The 16462-nt window shown below is 70.0% G+C and carries 16 protein-coding genes and 1 pseudogene; 8 read left to right on the top strand and 9 right to left on the bottom strand.

Annotated features, from left to right (window positions below; genetic code table 11):
* Positions 1 to 227 precede the first annotated feature (227 nt).
* The 3 genes and pseudogenes from IG99_RS17610 to IG99_RS17605 all read right to left on the bottom strand — a co-directional run bounded on the left by IG99_RS17610 (position 228) and on the right by IG99_RS17605 (position 2041).
* Positions 228 to 1199: a pirin family protein gene (locus IG99_RS17610; RefSeq protein ID WP_037675014.1), complete on the bottom strand. Its 972-nt coding sequence runs from the start codon at positions 1197 to 1199 to the stop codon at positions 228 to 230.
* 61 nt (positions 1200 to 1260) lie between these two features.
* Positions 1261 to 1434, bottom strand: a pseudogene (locus IG99_RS47610) (pirin family protein); the annotation flags it as partial.
* A gap of 133 nt (positions 1435 to 1567) precedes the next feature.
* Entirely contained in the window at positions 1568 to 2041 is a 474-nt protein-coding gene (locus IG99_RS17605) for an SseB family protein (RefSeq protein WP_037675013.1), read from the bottom strand.
* A gap of 204 nt (positions 2042 to 2245) precedes the next feature.
* Here IG99_RS17605 and IG99_RS17600 point away from each other — a divergent pair, with 204 nt between their 5' ends.
* The 3 genes from IG99_RS17600 (at position 2246) to IG99_RS17590 (ending at position 5830) form a co-directional block, all read left to right on the top strand.
* A complete protein-coding gene (locus IG99_RS17600) occupies positions 2246 to 4072 on the top strand; it encodes an acyl-CoA dehydrogenase (protein ID WP_037675012.1) in 1827 nt (608 codons plus the stop codon).
* A gap of 86 nt (positions 4073 to 4158) precedes the next feature.
* Complete coding sequence (locus IG99_RS17595; RefSeq protein ID WP_037675011.1) at positions 4159 to 5457, top strand: M18 family aminopeptidase; 1299 nt, start codon at positions 4159 to 4161, stop codon at positions 5455 to 5457.
* Between the two features lie 121 nt (positions 5458 to 5578).
* On the top strand, positions 5579 to 5830 hold the full coding sequence (locus tag IG99_RS17590) for a DUF6458 family protein (RefSeq protein ID WP_037675009.1): 252 nt from the start codon (positions 5579 to 5581) through the stop codon (positions 5828 to 5830).
* A 9-nt stretch (positions 5831 to 5839) separates the two neighbouring features.
* On the opposite strand, the gene IG99_RS17585 is transcribed toward IG99_RS17590, so the two are convergent.
* On the bottom strand, positions 5840 to 6226 hold the full coding sequence (locus IG99_RS17585; protein WP_037675006.1) for a cupin domain-containing protein: 387 nt from the start codon (positions 6224 to 6226) through the stop codon (positions 5840 to 5842).
* A 52-nt stretch (positions 6227 to 6278) separates the two neighbouring features.
* On the opposite strand from IG99_RS17585, the gene IG99_RS17580 reads away from it, so the two are divergent.
* Entirely contained in the window at positions 6279 to 7280 is a 1002-nt protein-coding gene (locus tag IG99_RS17580) for a GlxA family transcriptional regulator (protein WP_037675004.1), read from the top strand.
* Entirely contained in the window at positions 7277 to 7771 is a 495-nt protein-coding gene (locus IG99_RS17575; RefSeq protein WP_037675003.1) for an LURP-one-related/scramblase family protein, read from the top strand. Before IG99_RS17580 ends, IG99_RS17575 begins: the two co-directional genes overlap by 4 nt.
* A gap of 390 nt (positions 7772 to 8161) precedes the next feature.
* Here IG99_RS17575 and IG99_RS17570 read toward each other — a convergent pair whose 3' ends face one another.
* Positions 8162 to 8956, bottom strand: a complete 795-nt coding sequence (locus IG99_RS17570) for a carbon-nitrogen family hydrolase (protein ID WP_037675000.1) — start codon at positions 8954 to 8956, stop codon at positions 8162 to 8164.
* A 181-nt stretch (positions 8957 to 9137) separates the two neighbouring features.
* On the opposite strand from IG99_RS17570, the gene IG99_RS17565 reads away from it, so the two are divergent.
* Both IG99_RS17565 and IG99_RS17560 read left to right on the top strand, forming a co-directional pair.
* Positions 9138 to 9962, top strand: coding sequence for a maleylpyruvate isomerase family mycothiol-dependent enzyme (locus tag IG99_RS17565; RefSeq protein ID WP_037674998.1), 825 nt, complete (start codon positions 9138 to 9140; stop codon positions 9960 to 9962).
* A 100-nt stretch (positions 9963 to 10062) separates the two neighbouring features.
* Positions 10063 to 10887, top strand: coding sequence for an SAM-dependent methyltransferase (locus tag IG99_RS17560; protein ID WP_037675200.1), 825 nt, complete (start codon positions 10063 to 10065; stop codon positions 10885 to 10887).
* 10 nt (positions 10888 to 10897) lie between these two features.
* On the opposite strand, the gene IG99_RS17555 is transcribed toward IG99_RS17560, so the two are convergent.
* Together IG99_RS17555 and IG99_RS17550 are read right to left on the bottom strand one after the other, a co-directional pair.
* Positions 10898 to 12214 (bottom strand): MFS transporter, encoded by a 1317-nt coding sequence (locus IG99_RS17555; protein ID WP_037674995.1) that lies wholly within the window; start codon positions 12212 to 12214, stop codon positions 10898 to 10900.
* Complete coding sequence (locus IG99_RS17550; protein ID WP_037675197.1) at positions 12211 to 12873, bottom strand: GntR family transcriptional regulator; 663 nt, start codon at positions 12871 to 12873, stop codon at positions 12211 to 12213. The genes IG99_RS17555 and IG99_RS17550 overlap by 4 nt, the downstream gene beginning before the upstream one ends.
* 198 nt (positions 12874 to 13071) lie before the next feature.
* On the opposite strand from IG99_RS17550, the gene IG99_RS17545 reads away from it, so the two are divergent.
* Positions 13072 to 13974, top strand: a complete 903-nt coding sequence (locus tag IG99_RS17545; protein ID WP_037674993.1) for a D-alanyl-D-alanine carboxypeptidase family protein — start codon at positions 13072 to 13074, stop codon at positions 13972 to 13974.
* Positions 13975 to 14025: 51 nt separating this feature from the next.
* On the opposite strand, the gene IG99_RS17540 is transcribed toward IG99_RS17545, so the two are convergent.
* Together IG99_RS17540 and IG99_RS17535 are read right to left on the bottom strand one after the other, a co-directional pair.
* The gene (locus IG99_RS17540; RefSeq protein ID WP_037674991.1) at positions 14026 to 15465 is read right to left on the bottom strand and encodes a dihydrolipoamide acetyltransferase family protein; all 1440 of its coding nucleotides are present in this window, start codon (positions 15463 to 15465) and stop codon (positions 14026 to 14028) included.
* A gap of 10 nt (positions 15466 to 15475) precedes the next feature.
* On the bottom strand, positions 15476 to 16462 hold the full coding sequence (locus IG99_RS17535) for an alpha-ketoacid dehydrogenase subunit beta (RefSeq protein WP_037674990.1): 987 nt from the start codon (positions 16460 to 16462) through the stop codon (positions 15476 to 15478).

The raw sequence follows: 16462 nt of genomic DNA, 5'->3' as shown, positions 1-16462 counted from the left end.
GCCGCGCACGGAGCGGTGGCCACCAGGGGCAGCACCGCCACGGCAGCAGGTCACTGCGGCAGTGCCGCCGGGCCGGCGGCCTGGTGGCGTGCCGGCACCTCCACCGCACGGGGTGCGCAGTCCGCTGCCCTCAGCCCATCATTTGGACACCCAGAAGACGGCCGGCGCGGAGCCCTCGTGCACGAGGGCTCCAGACCGATTCGTCCGCATACGGCCCTGACGAACCCTTAAATTCCGCCCTCGGACATCCCGTGAACGGCGGGAATGGTCCCGAGACGGCCCTTCTGGAAGTCCTCGAACGCCTGCTGGAGCTCCTCTCGGGTGTTCATCACGAACGGCCCGTAGTGCGCCATGGGTTCACGGATCGGCTGTCCGCCGAGGAGAACGACCTCCAGGTCCGGCGTGTGGGCATCCTGCTTCTCGTCCGCGCGGACGGTCAGCGCGGAGCCGGCGCCGAAGACCGCCGTCTGCCCCATGTGCACGGGACGCCGCTCCTGGCCGACCGAGCCGCGCCCCGCCAGGACGTAGGCGAGGCCGTTGAAGTCCTCCCGCCACGGCAGCGTGACCTCCGCACCCGGCGCCACCGTCGCGTGGATCATCGTGATCGGCGTGTGCGTGATGCCGGGACCGGCGTGCCCGTCCAGCTCACCGGCGATCACACGCAGCAGCGCGCCACCGTCGGGGGTGGTCAGCAGCTGGACGTTGCCGCCGCGGATGTCCTGGTAACGGGGGGCCATCATCTTGTCCCTGGCCGGGAGGTTCACCCAGAGCTGGAGGCCGTGGAAGAGGCCACCGGACATGACGAGGGACTCCGGCGGCGCCTCGATGTGGAGCAGGCCCGCGCCGGCCGTCATCCACTGGGTGTCACCGTTGGTGATGGTGCCGCCGCCGCCCTGGCTGTCCTGGTGGTCGAAGATCCCGTCGATGATGTAGGTGACGGTCTCGAAGCCGCGGTGGGGGTGCCACGGGGTCCCTTTCGGCTCCCCAGGCTGATACTCAACCTCACCCATCTGATCCATCATGATGAACGGATCCAGGTGGCGGTAGTTGATCCCCGCGAACGCCCGACGGACGGGGAAGCCCTCACCTTCAAAGCCACTCGGCGCGGTCGTCACAGCCAGCACAGGGCGAGCCACGGCATCCGCCGACGCGGCCACGCGCGGCAGGGTCAAGGGGTTCTCGACGGTTACAGCAGGCATGGGTCCGACTCTCCTCTGGGTGGAAGTTTCCGCAGGTCAGCGAGCATCCGTCGGGATACTAGAACGGGTCGAGGTGTCGGTAATTGATCCCGGCGAACGCGCGGCGCACCGGGAAGCCCTCGCCCTCGAAACCGCTCGGCGCGGTCGTCACGGCGAGCACGGGACGTGCCACGGCGTCGGCCCCCGCGGTCACGCGCGGCAGCGTCAACGGGTTCTCGACGGTCACTGCAGGCATGTCGTACCTCCTTGTGCGGCCAGTTTAGTTGAGCATTGAACTTTCTGCCACCCACAACAGAGAAAGCCCGGAGGGCATTCCCTCCGGGCTCTCGGTGCGTCGGACACCTCGGCCGTCTGTGAGACAACGGCGTCTAGCCGTACATCCGGCGCATCGCGAACTCGACCATCTGCTCGACAGCCTTCGCGTCGAACACCATCCGGTGCTCGCCCTCCATGTCGAGGACGAAGCCGTAGCCGGTCGGGAGCAGGTCGATCACCTCGGCGCCGGTGATCACGAAGTACTTCGACTCCTTGCCCGCGTACCGGCGCAGCTCCTTGAGCGAGGTGAACATCGGGATCACCGGCTGCTGGGTGTTGTGCAGGGCGAGGAAGCCGGGGTTGTCGCCGCGCGGGCAGTAGACCTTCGAGGTCGCGAAGACCTGCTGGAAGTCCTCCGCGGCCATCTGCCCGGTGGTGAAGGCCCGCACCGCGTCCGCGAGCGAGGGCGGGGACGGCTCGGGGTAGAGCGGCGCCTGCTGGCCGTACCCCCCGGACATGGGCTGCTGCGGCGGGGCGTACTGCTGCTGGGCGGCACCACCGTCCATGGGCTGGCCGTATCCATACATGGGCGCAAGCGTACCGATAGGCCCGGGCCGGGCGGGACGGTACCGAGCCACGGAGCGCGGAACGCGTAACGCGTCACAGATGACCGGTTCGGGGTTGCTTCTTATTACCGACGGGTAGCATCATCGGAGCTACTTGTTGGTATGTGAACTAGCGCGAGGATCCAGTGCCTCGCCGATCTCTCTACGGAGCCGGGAGCCGTCGCCATGGGGCACTACAAGTCGAATCTCCGCGACATCGAGTTCAACCTCTTCGAAGTACTCGGACGCGACAAGCTGTACGGCACGGGCCCGTTCGCGGAGATGGACGTCGACACCGCGAAGAGCATCCTGGAGGAGCTGACCCGCCTCGCCGAGAACGAGCTGGCGGAGTCCTTCGCGGACGCCGACCGCAACCCGCCGGTCTTCGACCCGGAGACCAACACCGCGCCGGTCCCGGCGTCCTTCAAGAAGAGCTACAAGGCCTTCATGGACTCCGAGTACTGGCGCCTGGGCCTGCCCGAGGAGATCGGCGGCACCACCTCGCCCCGCTCCCTGATCTGGGCCTTCGCCGAGCTGATCCTGGGCGCCAACCCGGCCGTCTGGATGTACTCCTCGGGCCCCGCGTTCGCCGGCATCCTCTTCGAGGAGGGCAACGAGGTCCAGAAGCACATCGCCAAGGTCGCCGTGGAGAAGCAGTGGGGCTCCACGATGGTCCTCACCGAGCCCGACGCGGGCTCCGACGTCGGCGCCGGCCGTACCAAGGCGGTCCAGCAGGAGGACGGCTCCTGGCACATCGAGGGCGTGAAGCGCTTCATCACCTCCGGTGAGCACGACATGGAGGAGAACATCCTCCACTACGTCCTCGCCCGTCCCGAGGGCGCCGGACCCGGCACCAAGGGCCTGTCCCTCTTCCTCGTCCCGAAGTACCTCTTCGACTTCGAGACCGGCGAGCTGGGCGAGCGCAACGGCGTGTACGCGACGAACGTCGAGCACAAGATGGGCCTCAAGGCCTCCAACACCTGCGAGATGACCTTCGGCGACCGTCACCCCGCCAAGGGCTGGCTGATCGGCGACAAGCACGACGGCATCCGCCAGATGTTCCGCATCATCGAGTTCGCCCGCATGATGGTCGGCACGAAGGCGATCTCCACGCTGTCGACCGGCTACCTCAACGCGCTGGAGTACGCCAAGGAGCGCGTCCAGGGCCCGGACCTCGCGAACTTCATGGACAAGACCGCGCCGAAGGTCACCATCACCCACCACCCCGATGTGCGCCGCTCGCTGATGACGCAGAAGGCGTACGCGGAGGGCATGCGCGCGCTGGTGCTCTACACCGCCTCGATCCAGGACGAGATCCAGATCAAGGAGGCCGCGGGCGAGGACATCTCCGCGCTGGAGGCCCTCAACGACCTGCTCCTGCCCATCGTCAAGGGCTACGGCTCCGAGAAGGGCTACGAGCAGCTCGCCCAGTCCCTGCAGACCTTCGGCGGCTCCGGCTTCCTGCAGGAGTACCCGATCGAGCAGTACATCCGCGACGCCAAGATCGACACCCTGTACGAGGGCACCACCGCGATCCAGGGCCAGGACTACTTCTTCCGGAAGATCGTCCGCAACCAGGGCGCCGCGCTGAACTCCCTCGCCGAGGACATCAAGAAGTTCCTCGCGCTCGGCACCGGCGGCGCGGAGCTGGAGGGCGCCCGCGAGCACCTCGCCAAGGCCGCCGTCGAGCTGGAGGCGATCGTCGGCCTGATGCTGACCGACCTCGCGGCCACCGAGCAGGACGTCAAGAACATCTACAAGGTCGGCCTCAACACCAGCCGCCTGCTGCTCGCCTCCGGTGACGTGGTCGTCGGCTACCTGCTGCTCAAGGGCGCGGCGATCGCGGCCGAGAAGCTGGAGACGGCGTCGGCGAAGGACAAGTCCTTCTACACCGGCAAGATCGCGGCGGCGAAGTTCTTCGCGGCCAACGTCCTGCCCGGCGTGACGCTGGCCCGCAAGGTGGCCGAGGGCGTCGACCTGGACCTCATGGAGCTCGACGAGGCCGCGTTCTAGCCTTCGCGCCATTCCTCCACATTGTCCTGACGAGGGCCCGCTTCCGTGATGGGGAGCGGGCCCTCGTCCGTCGTTAAGGTGAACCCATGAGCGCACCCTCCCGCTTCGACCGCGGCCACACCGACGACCTCATGACCTTCCTGGCGGCCAGCCCGTCGCCGTACCACGCCGTGGCGAACGCCGCGGAACGGCTGGAGAAGGCAGGATTCCGGCAGGTCGCCGAGACGGACGCCTGGGACGGGACGAAGGGCGGCAAATACGTCCTGCGCGGCGGTGCGATCGTGGCCTGGTACGTCCCCGAGGGCGCCGCCCCGCACACGCCGTTCCGGATCGTGGGTGCCCACACCGACTCCCCCAACCTGCGGGTGAAGCCGCGGCCCGACAGCGGGGCGCACGGCTGGCGCCAGGTGGCCGTGGAGATCTACGGCGGTCCGCTGATGAACTCCTGGCTGGACCGCGACCTGGGACTGGCCGGCCGGCTGACCCTGCGCGACGGCTCGACCCGCCTGGTCAACGTCGACCGCCCGCTGCTCCGGGTGCCGCAACTCGCCATCCACCTGGACCGTGCCGTCTCGACGGAGGGCCTCAAGCTCGACAAGCAGCGGCACCTCCAGCCGATCTGGGGCCTGGGCAGCGACGTGCGCGACGGCGACCTGATCGCCTTCCTGGAGGAGACCTCCGAGATCCCCGCGGGCGAGGTCACCGGCTGGGACCTGATGACGCACTCCGTGGAGCCGCCCGCCTACCTGGGCCGCGACAAGGAGCTGCTGGCCGGGCCGCGCATGGACAACCTGCTCTCCGTGCACGCGGCCGTCGCCGCGCTGACCGCCGTCGCGAGCGGCGCCGAGACGCCCGCCCACATCCCGGTCCTGGCCGCCTTCGACCACGAGGAGAACGGCTCCCAGTCCGACACCGGTGCCGACGGACCGCTGCTCGGCGGCGTGCTGGAACGTTCGGTGTTCGCGCGCGGAGGGTCGTACGAGGACCGGGCACGCGCCTTCGCGGGCACGGTCTGTCTGTCCTCGGACACGGGGCACGCGGTGCACCCCAACTACGCCGAGCGGCACGACCCGACGCACCACCCCCGGGTCAACGGCGGGCCGATCCTCAAGGTCAACGTCAACAACCGCTACGCCACGGACGGTTCGGGCCGCGCGGTCTTCGCGGACGCCTGCGAGCGGGCCGGGGTGCCCTTCCAGTCCTTCGTCTCCAACAACTCCATGCCCTGCGGCACGACGATCGGCCCGATCACCGCGGCCCGGCACGGCATCAGCACCGTCGACATCGGCGTGGCGATCCTGTCGATGCACAGTGCGCGAGAACTGTGCGGCGTCGACGACCCGTACCTCCTCGCGAACGCGCTGACGGCGTTTCTGGAGGTGTGAGGGGCGGGCGCCGCCGTATCGCCGGCGAGGAGTGACCGGCCCGCCGTCGCATGGGAGTTCGCCTCGGGGGTACCCGCAAGGACGGACCGGAACGTCCGGACCGGACAGGGAGGCGACACTCATGGGCCTCGGCGGGTGCATCATCCTCATCGCCGTGGGAGCCATCCTCACATTTGCGACCGACTGGGACATGGAGGGGGTCAACCTCGACCTGGTCGGCGTCATCTTCATGATCGTCGGCCTGATCGGCGTCACGACGTTCAGCAGCATCGCCCGCCGCAGGCGTGTGGTGATGCCGCCGTCGGCACCGGTCATCGACGAGGACGGCCACCACCACCGGCGTGACGGGTACAGCGACGGGTACGGAGTCTGAGCCTCGATCTCAGGTCAGCGCGTGGCCCGTGGTCGCGTCCACGTGGTCGGGCACGTCGTCGTGGCGGTCGCCGACCGTGAGCGTGCCGGTGGGCTCGAGGACGAGGATGGCCGTGGGGCCGGGAGCGTAGGGCTTGTGCTCCGTCCCGCGCGGGACGGTGAAGACCGAGCCCTTGGGCAGGACCACCGTGCGCTCGCCGGCCGCCTCCCGCAGGGCGATGTGCAGTTCACCCTCCAGAACGAGGAAGAACTCGTCGGTGTCGTCGTGCGCGTGCCAGACGTGCTCGCCCTCGACCTTCGCGACGCGTACGTCGTAGTCGTTGACGGTGGTGACGATGCGGGGGCTCCACCGGTCGGTGAAGGAGGCGAGGGCGGCGGACAGCGAGATCGGTTCCATGGGGACATCGTCCGGGCCGCCGAGTCCAGCGCACGAGTGCTAGAAATCGCACATGCCGCAAGGATCCTCGCACCGTCCGGACCGCCCGCACCGTGTCGTCCTGGTCGTCGACGAGAACTCGAACCCGTTCGAGATGAGCTGCGCGATCGAGGTGTTCGGGCTGCGACGGCCGGAACTCGGTCGTGAGCTGTACGACTTCACGCTGTGCGCGGACGGGCCGGCCACCCGGATGCGGGACGGGTTCTTCACGCTCACCGGGGTCGCCGGGCTGGAAGCGGCCGAGGAGGCGGACACGCTGATCGTGCCGAACCGGCCCGACACCGGGACCCCGCGCTCCCCACACGTCCTCGACGCCGTACGCCGGGCACACGCGCGTGGCGCACGGCTCATCGGCTTCTGCTCGGGCGCGTTCACGATGGCGGAGGCCGGACTGCTGGACGGACGGCGGGCGGCCTGCCACTGGATGTGGGCGGACTCGTTCCGTACGCGCTTCCCGCGCGTACGCCTGGAACCGGACGTGCTCTTCGTGGACGACGGCGACATCCTGACGGCGTCGGGCAGCGCGTCGGCGCTGGACCTGGGCCTGCACGTCGTACGCCGGGACCACGGCGCCGAGATCGCGAACGCCGTCTCCCGGCGGCTGGTGTTCGCCGCGCACCGGGACGGCGGACAGCGGCAGTTCGTGGAACGGCCGGTGCCCGACGTACCGGACGAGTCCCTGGCGCCGCTGCTGGCGTGGGCGCAGGAACGGCTGGGCGAGCCGCTGACGGTGGCGGACCTGGCCACGCGCGCGGCGGTGTCACCTGCCACGCTCCACCGGCGCTTCCGCGCGCAGCTCGGGACGACTCCGCTAGCCTGGCTGACGGGGGAGCGGGTGGCGCTGGCGTGCCGGCTCATCGAGCGGGGCGAGGAGCGGCTCGACGTCGTCGCCTCGCGCAGCGGGCTCGGTACGGCGGCGAACCTGCGGGCGCGGCTGCGGCGCGAGACGGGGCTCAGCCCATCGGCCTACCGGCGGCGTTTCGGACCGGCCGCGGGGGAAGCGGTAAGCGCATGAGATTCCTCGTACGGGACCGGGTCCTCGGCATCGGTGACGACTACTGGATCGAGGACCAGCACGGCAACAAGGTGTTCCTCGTCGACGGCAAGGCGCTGCGGCTCGGGGACACCTTCGAGCTGAAGGGCCAGGACGGGCGCGTCCTCATCGACATCCACCAGAAGATGTTCGCCCTGCGCGACACGATGGTCATCGAGCGGGGCGGCGAGCCCCTCGCGCGGATCCGCCGCAAACGCCTGTCCCTCCTGCGCAACCACTACCGCGTCTCCCTCGTCGACGGCACCGAACTCGACGTCAGCGGCAAGATCCTCGACCGCGAGTTCGCCATCGAGTACGACGACGAACTCCTCGCCGTCATCTCCCGCCGCCGGCTCCACGTCCGCGAGACCTACGGCGTCGACGTGGTCCGCGACGACGCGGACCCGGCGCTGCTGATCGCGGTGGCGGTGTGCGTGATCCAGATGGCGGAGAAGGAGGGGGAGTCGGACTGAAGGAGCCCGTTGGTCCGCGGGCAGTCGTGCCGCTCGGGCGATGGGGGTCCCCCTGCTCGAGCGAAGCCGAGAGCTTGGGGGAGGGTGGGCGCGGACGGCACGCGGTAGGCGCGAGCGGCACGCGGTGGGCGCGGACGGCACGCGGTGGGCGCGGACGGCACGCGGTGAGCGCGGACGGCACGCGGTGAGCGCGGACGGCACGCGGTGAGCGCGAGCGGCATGGGTGAGCGCGAGCGGCATGGGTGAGCGCGAGCGGCAACCTGCGAGCGCGAGCGGCAACCTGCGAGCGCGAGCGGCAACCTGCGAGCGCGAGCGGCAACCTGCGAGCGCGAGCGGCAACCTGCGAGCGCCGGACTGCGCGACCCACCCCCGCCCAGCCCGAGCACCGGCTCAGCGCCGAGGCACCTCGACGCCCAGCACCCGATCCTTCAGCGCCGGGAACTGCTCCCGGGTCACCCCGACCTTCCCCGGGTCGAACTCCACGGACAGCACCTCCTCATCACCGCCGGCCGCACCCAGCACCTCCCCCCACGGATCCACCACGATCGAGTGACCCGCCTGCGGAACCCCCGCGTGCGTCCCAGCCGTTCCACACGCGAGCACGAACGCCTGGTTCTCCACGGCCCGCGCCTGAGCCAGCAGCGTCCAGTGCGCCCGCCGTCGCTCCGGCCAGCCCGCCGGCACGACGAGGGTCTCCGCCCCCGCGTCGACGAGTCCACGGAAGAGTTCGGGGAAACGGAGGTCGTAGCAGGTGGCCACGCCGAGCGTCGTCTCCGGCAGACGTACCGTCACCAGGTCCCGCCCCGCCCCCATCAGCACGGCCTCGCCCTTGTCGAAGCCGAAGCGGTGGATCTTGCGGTAGGCGGCGACCAGATCACCGGAAGGAGAGAAGACCAGAGACGTGTTGTACAACGGCCCCTCAGGGTCTCGCTCCGGGATCGAGCCCGCGTGCAGCCACACCCCCGCGTCGCTCGCCGCCTTGGCCATCGCCTCGTGCGTCGGCCCATCCAGCGGCTCGGCCTCGGCGCCGAACCCCTCGTACGCGAACGCTCCGGTCGTCCACAGCTCGGGCAGTACGACGAGATCGGCCCCGGCCTGCTCGCGTACCAGCCCGGCCACTCGCCGCCGCCGGGATTCGACTGATTCGCCCTCGTCCACGGCGATCTGGATCAAAGAGGCGCGCACACTACCACCGCCCTGGCATTCGAGTCGTTCACACGGGCCTACGATCGTCACACGAAAGCACTGCCGGGGTGCCTCACAGCAGCGTAACTTAGCGTTCCAAGACACCCACGTCAGCAGCCACCTCCCACTGGCAACGCCGCCACAATCCGCCCGTGTACCGACCGCCGAGGGGTCCCGTTCCGTGAGTCTGCATCCCACTCTCCAGCCCTACGCCGACGCCTGGACCCACTCCATCGAAGCGATATCCGAGCTGGTGCTGCCGCTGGTGGAGGCAGACTGGAACCGCCGCACACCATGCCCGGGCTGGTCGGTGCGCGACATCGTGTCGCACGTCATCGGCCTGGACTCCGAGATGCTCGGCGACCCGCGCCCCATCCACTCGCTCCCGCGCGACCTGTTCCACGTCACCAACGAACACCAGCGCTACATGGAGATGCAGGTCGACGTCCGCCGTCACCACACGGCGCCGGAGATGACGTCCGAGCTGGAGTACATGGTCATCCGCCGCAACCGCCAGCTGCGCAACGAGTCCCGTGACCCCGGTACGAAGGTGCGCGGCCCCCTCGGCGCGGAGCTCACCCTCGAGGAGTCCATGCGCAACCACGCGTTCAACGTGTGGGTGCACGAGCAGGACCTGCGCACCGCCCTCGGCGTCCCCGGCAACCTCGACTCCCCCGGCGCACACGTCACCCGTGACGTGCTCCTCGCCGCGCTCCCGTCGATCGTCGCCGAGAAGGCCGACGCGCCCCGCAGTTCGGCCATCGTCTTCGACGTGCACGGCCCGATCGAGTTCCTGCGCACGATAAGGGTCGACATCCAGGGCCGCGGCACCCTCGAAACGGCCCCCGCCCTCGGCCCCGCCGCCTCCCTCACCCTCGACTGGGAGACGTACGTCCGCCTGGCCTGCGGCCGGGTGACCCCGGAGGCGGTCGCGGACCGCGTCAAGACGGAGGGCGACCAGGAGTTGGCGGCGGCGATACTGCGCAACTTCACGGTGACCCCGTAGGGCGCGCGGGTTCCAGCGGTCGCCGGTGCGAGCGGAACGCCGGTCGTTTATTCGGTGTCCCGTGTCCCGCGCCCCGAACTAGCGTGCGCCCATGACCGACATGGACATCCCGCCCCAGCCCGTCGCCCCGGACACGGCATCGGCCCCGGCTTCGCATGCGACACCCCCTGCCGACGGCCCGCCCCGACTGACCCGGCTCACCTTCCACGGCCCGTTGTCCGAGGCCCGCGCCACGGAGTTGGTGCGGCGGCTCGCGACGCCGACGACCGGCACGGTTCTCGACCTCGGCTGCGGCTGGGGCGAGCTGATGCTGCGCGTCCTGGAGGCCGTACCGGGCGCACGTGGTGTCGGTGTGGACCTCAACGGCGAAGACCTGGCGCGGGGGCGGCGCAACGCGGCGGCACGGGCGCTCGGGGAGCGGGTGGAGTTCGTGGAGGAGTCCGCCGCGGCGACACAGCGCGGGCCGGCGGATCTGGTGCTGTGCCTGGGCGCCAGTCACGCCCTGAGCGCGTCCGAGCCTCCCGGGCACACCGCCGAGGCGCTGCGCGAGCTGCGTCGGCTGGTGGCGGACGGTGGGCGCGTGCTGCTCGGCGAGTGCTTCTGGGAGCGGGAGCCGAGCGCCGCCGAACTGTCCCGGATGTGGCCGGAGGCCAAGGTCACCGACCAGTACGACCTCGCGGCGCTGGTCGACCTCGCGGTGGCGTCCGGATTCCGGCCCGAGTGGATCGAGACCGCGGGCCTCGACGAGTGGGAGGCGTTCGAGTCGGCGTACCAGGCGGACGTGGAGGTGTGGCTCGCGGAGCACGGCGACCATCCGCTCGCCGCCGAGACCCGCGAGCGCCTCGACCGGCACCGCGCCCAGTGGCTGGGCTACCGCGGCATCCTGGGTCTCGCGTACCTCACGCTCGTCCCGGTCGTCCGCTGAACGGCGGGCGTCACGCCGGCACGTGCACGGTCTCCACCCGGCTCGCGACCAGCCGCTCGCGCTCCCTGCGCGCCGCCCGCCTGCGCAGGCGCAGGATCTGGGTGATGCCGAGGGCCTGGAGGACGAACACGGCCGAGAAGGCGATCGCGTAGTCGTCACCGGTGGCGTCCAGCAGCACCCCGACCGCCAGGAGCGTCGTCATGGAGGCCGTGAAACCACCCATGTTGGTGATGCCGGACGCCGTCCCCTGACGCTCCGGCGGGTTGGCCGGGCGGGCGAAGTCGAAGCCGATCATGGAGGCGGGACCGCAGGCACCCAGCACCGCGCACAGCACGACGAGCAGCCACATCGGCGCGTGGTCGCCGGGGTAGGCCAGCGTCGCAGCCCACAGCAGCGCGGTCGCGCCGACGGTCCCGAGGGCGAGCGGCAGCCGTGCCGCGTGGTGCCGGGCGATGATCTGGCCGTAGACGAGGCCGATGACCATGTTCGACAGCACGACGAGAGTCAGCAGCTCACCGGCCGTGGCCCGGCTGAGCCCCTGCGCCTCGACCAGGAACGGCAGCCCCCACAGCAGCAGGAACACCATCGCCGGGAACTGGGTCGTGAAGTGCACCCACAGCCCCAGGCGTGTCCCCGGCTCCCGCCAGGACGCCGCGATCTGCCGCCGTACGTACGCGGCGCCCTGGTGCGACATCGGCGCGGGCTCGTGTCCCTCGGGGTGGTCCTTCAGGAAGAGCAGCAGCAGGACGAGGACCACCACACCCGCGACCGCGCTGCCCGCGAACGCCGCCGTCCAGCCGATGCCGTGCAGCACTCGGGCCAGGACGAGGGTGGAGACCAGGTTGCCCGCCATCCCGGCGAGGCCCGCCATCTGCGCGATCATCGGACCGCGCCGGGCCGGGAACCAGCGGGTGCCGAGCCGCAGCACGCTGATGAACGTCATCGCGTCACCGCACCCGAGCAGGGCCCGCGAGGCGAGGGCCGTGCCGTACGACGGGGAGAACGCGAAGCCCAGCTGCCCGGCCGTGAACAGCACCACGCCGATACCCAGCACCTTCTTGGTGCCGAGCCGGTCCACGAGCAGGCCGACCGGTATCTGCATCCCGGCGTAGACGAGGAGCTGGAGGATCGAGAACGTCGACAGGGCCGAGGCGCCCACATGGAAGCGCTCGACGGCGTCGAGACCGGCGACTCCCAGGGACGTACGGAAGATGACGGCGACGAAGTAGACGGAGACGCCGATGCCCCAGACGGCGACGGCGCGACGGCCGCCCGGAGGATCACCCGGAAGGGTGGAGTTGGCCGACGAGCCGGCTCCTGCCCTCATCGAACCTCTCCCCGCGCCAGGTGCGAGAACCAGCCGATGTGCCGGTGGACGATCGCCACGGCCTCCTCGGCGTCCCCGGAGCGCAGCGCCCGCAGGATCTCCTCGTGCTCGGCGAGGCCCTTGGCGATCCGGTCCGGGTGGGAGTGCATGATGGCGACGCCCATGCGCAGCTGTCGGTCGCGCAGTTGGTCGTAGAGGCGGGAGAGGATCTCGTTGCCGCCGCTGCGGACGATCTCGGCGTGGAAGCAGCGGTCGGTGACCGCGGCCTCGGCCAGTTCGCCGGTGGCGGCCTGTTCCTTCTGGCGCGCGAGCAGTTCCGCGAGGCGCTCGAGAAGCCCCGGCGGGGCCGGTACGGCCTTGCGCAGCGCGTGCTCCTCGACCAGCAGCCGGGTCTCCACCACGTCCGCGATCTCCTGCGCGGAGACGGGCAGGACCAGGGCGCCCTTCTTCGGGTAGAGCTTGATCAGCCCCTCCACCTCCAGCCGAAGCAGCGCCTCGCGCACCGGGGTGCGCGACACCCCGACGGCCTCGGCGAGCTCGCCCTCGGTGAGGAGGGTCCCGCCCTCGTAACGGCGGTCCAGGACACCCTGCTTGACGTGGGTGTAGACGCGGTCGGCGGCGGGTGGCTGCTTGACGGGAGCGGGCGGGGCGGACGACATGACCACAGGATAGATACAACACGTACGCATGAGGGGCCCCGTCCATCATGCGGACGCCCCTGTGGCCGTTATCGAACCCCGCCGCGAATCCGCACAACCTTCTGTGCTACTTACGTGTCACACGCATACGGCCCTTCTATCTATCCCCTCCAACTGGGCCGTCAAATAGGGGCATTCATAGCAATCGGGGTATTTCTGTTGATCACCCGTATCAAGGGCATCCGTATCCGCAGGGCCGCAGCCGTGACCGTAACCACCGGCGCCGTGCTCGCCACCGGAGCCCTCACCGCGGCGCCCGCTCAGGCCGTTACCGCTCCTACGATCGCCGCCAAGACCGGCTTCGTGATGAACAACGCCAACGGCTCCCAGCTGTACGGCAAGGGCGCCGACACCAAGCTCTCCACCGGCTCCACCACGAAGATCATGACCGCGAAGGTCGTGCTGGCGCAGCCGAACCTGAACCTCGACGCCAAGGTCACGATCGCCAAGGCCTACAGCGACTACGTCGTCGCCAACAACGCCTCTCAGGCCCACCTGATCGTCGGCGACAAGGTCACCGTCCGTCAGCTGCTGTACGGCCTGATGCTGCCGTCCGGCTGCGACGCCGCCTACGCCCTGGCCGACAAGTTCGGCTCCGGCTCGACGCGGGCCGCGCGCGTGAAGTCGTTCATCGGCAAGATGAACACCGAGGCGAGGAACCTGCGTCTGACGAACACGCACTTCGACTCCTTCGACGGCATCGGCAACGGCGCCAACTACTCGACGGCGAAGGACCTCACGAAGATCGCCAGCAGCGCGATGAAGAACGCCAACTTCCGCGCCATCGTGAAGACGAAGAAGTACACCGCGAAGACCATCACCAAGACGGGCAGCACCCGCACGATGGACACGTGGGAGAACACCAACACGCTGCTCAGCAGCTACAGCGGCGCCATCGGCGTGAAGACCGGCTCCGGCCCCGAGGCGAAGTACTGCCTCGTCTTCGCCGCCACCCGGGGCGGCAAGACCGTCATCGGCACGGTCCTCGCCTCGACCGGCATCCCCCAGCGCGCCTCCGACGCGACGAAGCTGATGAACTACGGCTTCGCCAGGCTGGGCTGAGCCCGCAGCGAAGAGCCGCGCATCCCTGCCGGGATGCGCGGCTCTTCGCTGTCACGCCCAGGTGATCAGGCGCTTGGGGTCCTCCAGGATCGCCGCGACATCGGCGAGGACCTTGGAGCCCAGCTCGCCGTCGACCAGGCGGTGGTCGAAGGAGAGCGCCAGGGTGGTGACCTGACGCGGCTTGACCTTGCCCTTGTGGACCCAGGGCTGGAGCTTGATCGCGCCGATCGCGAGGATCGCGGACTCGCCCGGGTTGAGGATGGGTGTGCCGGTGTCGACGCCGAAGACGCCGACGTTGGTGATGGTGAGCGTGCCGCCCTGCATGGCGGCGGGGGACGTCTTGCCCTCCCTCGCCGTGGAGACCAGCTCACCGAGGGCCTCCGCGAGTTGCGGGAGGGTCTTGGCGTGAGCGTCCTTGATGTTGGGGACGATGAGGCCCCGGGGGGTGGCCGCCGCGATGCCCAGGTTCACGTAGTGCTTGACCACGATCTCCTGGTTGGCCTCGTCCCAGGACGCGTTGATGTCCGGGTTGCGCCTGATCGCGACCAGCAGGGCCTTGGCGACCAGCAGCAGCGGGTTGACCCGCAAGCCCTGCATCTCCTTGTCCTGCTTGAGCTCCTCGACCAGCTTCATCGTGCGGGTCACGTCCACCGTCACGAACTCCGTGACGTGCGGGGCCGTGAACGCCGAGCCGACCATCGCCGCGGCCGTCGCCTTGCGGACACCCTTGACCGGGATACGGGTCTCCCGCGCCGCGTCGTACGTCGCCACCGGTGCGGGGGGCGCCGCGACGACCGGGGCCGCCACCGGCTCGGGGGCCGGCGCGGGCGGGGCCGCCGCCGCGTGGACGTCCTCACGGGTGATGACGCCGTCCGGGCCGGAAGGCGTGACCGTCGCCAGATCGACGCCCAGGTCCTTCGCCAGCTTTCGCACCGGGGGCTTGGCGAGGGGGCGCTGACCCGGCTCGGTGGCCGTGCCGCCGTGGCCGTTCAGCTCCGTCGGGAGCGGCTTCGTCGGGAGCGACTTCGTCGGGAGTGTCGTCGTCGCCTCCCGGACGGGAACCTCCGGGCCCTTGCGGGGACGGCGCTTGGTGGAGGAGGCGGCCACGCCGTAGCCGACGAGGACCGGCTGGCGCTTCGGGGCGGCTTCCGAGCTCTCCGGCTTCGGCTCCGGCTCGGACCGGGGCTCTGACGCCTCCGCGGGTGCCGTCTCCTCGGCGGCAGCGGCGCCGCCCGCCACGTCCACCGCAATGATCGACGTACCCACGTCGACCGTGGTGCCCTCGGTGAAGTGGAGCGCGCGGACCACGCCGTCGTAGGGGATGGGGAGTTCGACGGCCGCCTTGGCGGTCTCGACCTCGCAGACCACCTGGCCGTCCGTCACCGTGTCACCGGGCTGGACGTACCACTTGAGGATCTCGGCCTCGGTGAGTCCCTCGCCCACGTCGGGCATCTTGAACTCGCGTACGGACGCTTCTGTCATCGTCGTCACGACCCTCTCCTCAGTACGCCAGCGCGCGGTCGACGGCGTCGAGTACCCGGTCGAGGCCCGGCAGGTACTCCTCTTCCAGACGCGCGGGCGGGTAGGGGGCGTGGTAGCCGCCGACGCGGAGGACGGGGGCTTCCAGGTGGTAGAAGCAGCGCTCGGTGATACGGGCGGCGATCTCGGCGCCGGAGCCGAAGAACACCGGTGCCTCGTGGACGACGACCAGGCGGCGCGTCTTCTCGACGGAGGCCTGGATCGTGTCGAAGTCGAGGGGAGAGACCGAACGCAGGTCGAGGACTTCGAGGGACTTGCCCTCCTCGGCGGCCGCGTCGGCGACTTCCTGGCAGAGCTTCACCATGGGGCCGTAGGCGGCGAGGGTGAGGTCGGTGCCGTCACGGACCACGCTCGCCTTGTGCAGCGGGCCGGGAATCGCCTCCGTGCTCACCTCGGCCTTGTCCCAGTAGCGGCGCTTGGGCTCGAAGTAGATGACCGGGTCGTCGCTCTGGATGGCCTGCTGCATCATCCAGTAGGCGTCCGAGGCGTTGGACGGGGAGACCACCTTCAGGCCGGCGACGTGGGCGAAGAGGGCCTCGGGGGACTCGGAGTGGTGCTCGACCGCGCCGATGCCGCCGCCGTAGGGGATGCGCACGACGACGGGGAGTTTGACCTTGCCCAGGGAGCGGGCGTGCATCTTGGCGAGCTGGGTGACGATCTGGTCGTAGGCGGGGAAGACGAAGCCGTCGAACTGGATCTCCACCACGGGGCGGTAGCCGCGCAGGGCGAGGCCGATCGCGGTGCCGACGATGCCGGACTCGGCGAGAGGGGTGTCGATGACGCGGCTTTCGCCGAAGTCCTTCTGGAGGCCGTCGGTGACGCGGAAGACACCGCCGAGCTTGCCGACGTCCTCACCCATGATGAGGACCTTGGGGTCGGTTTCCAGGGCGCGACGCAGCGATTCGTTGATCGCTTTGGCCATGGCCAGGTTTTTGACGGTCTCGGCCAT

The organism is Streptomyces griseus subsp. griseus (genome assembly GCF_000720255.1).
Taxonomy (GTDB): domain Bacteria; phylum Actinomycetota; class Actinomycetes; order Streptomycetales; family Streptomycetaceae; genus Streptomyces; species Streptomyces griseus_I.
The sequence above is the reverse complement of the archived record's forward strand: the minus strand, read 5'-3'. Positions and strand labels throughout refer to the sequence as shown.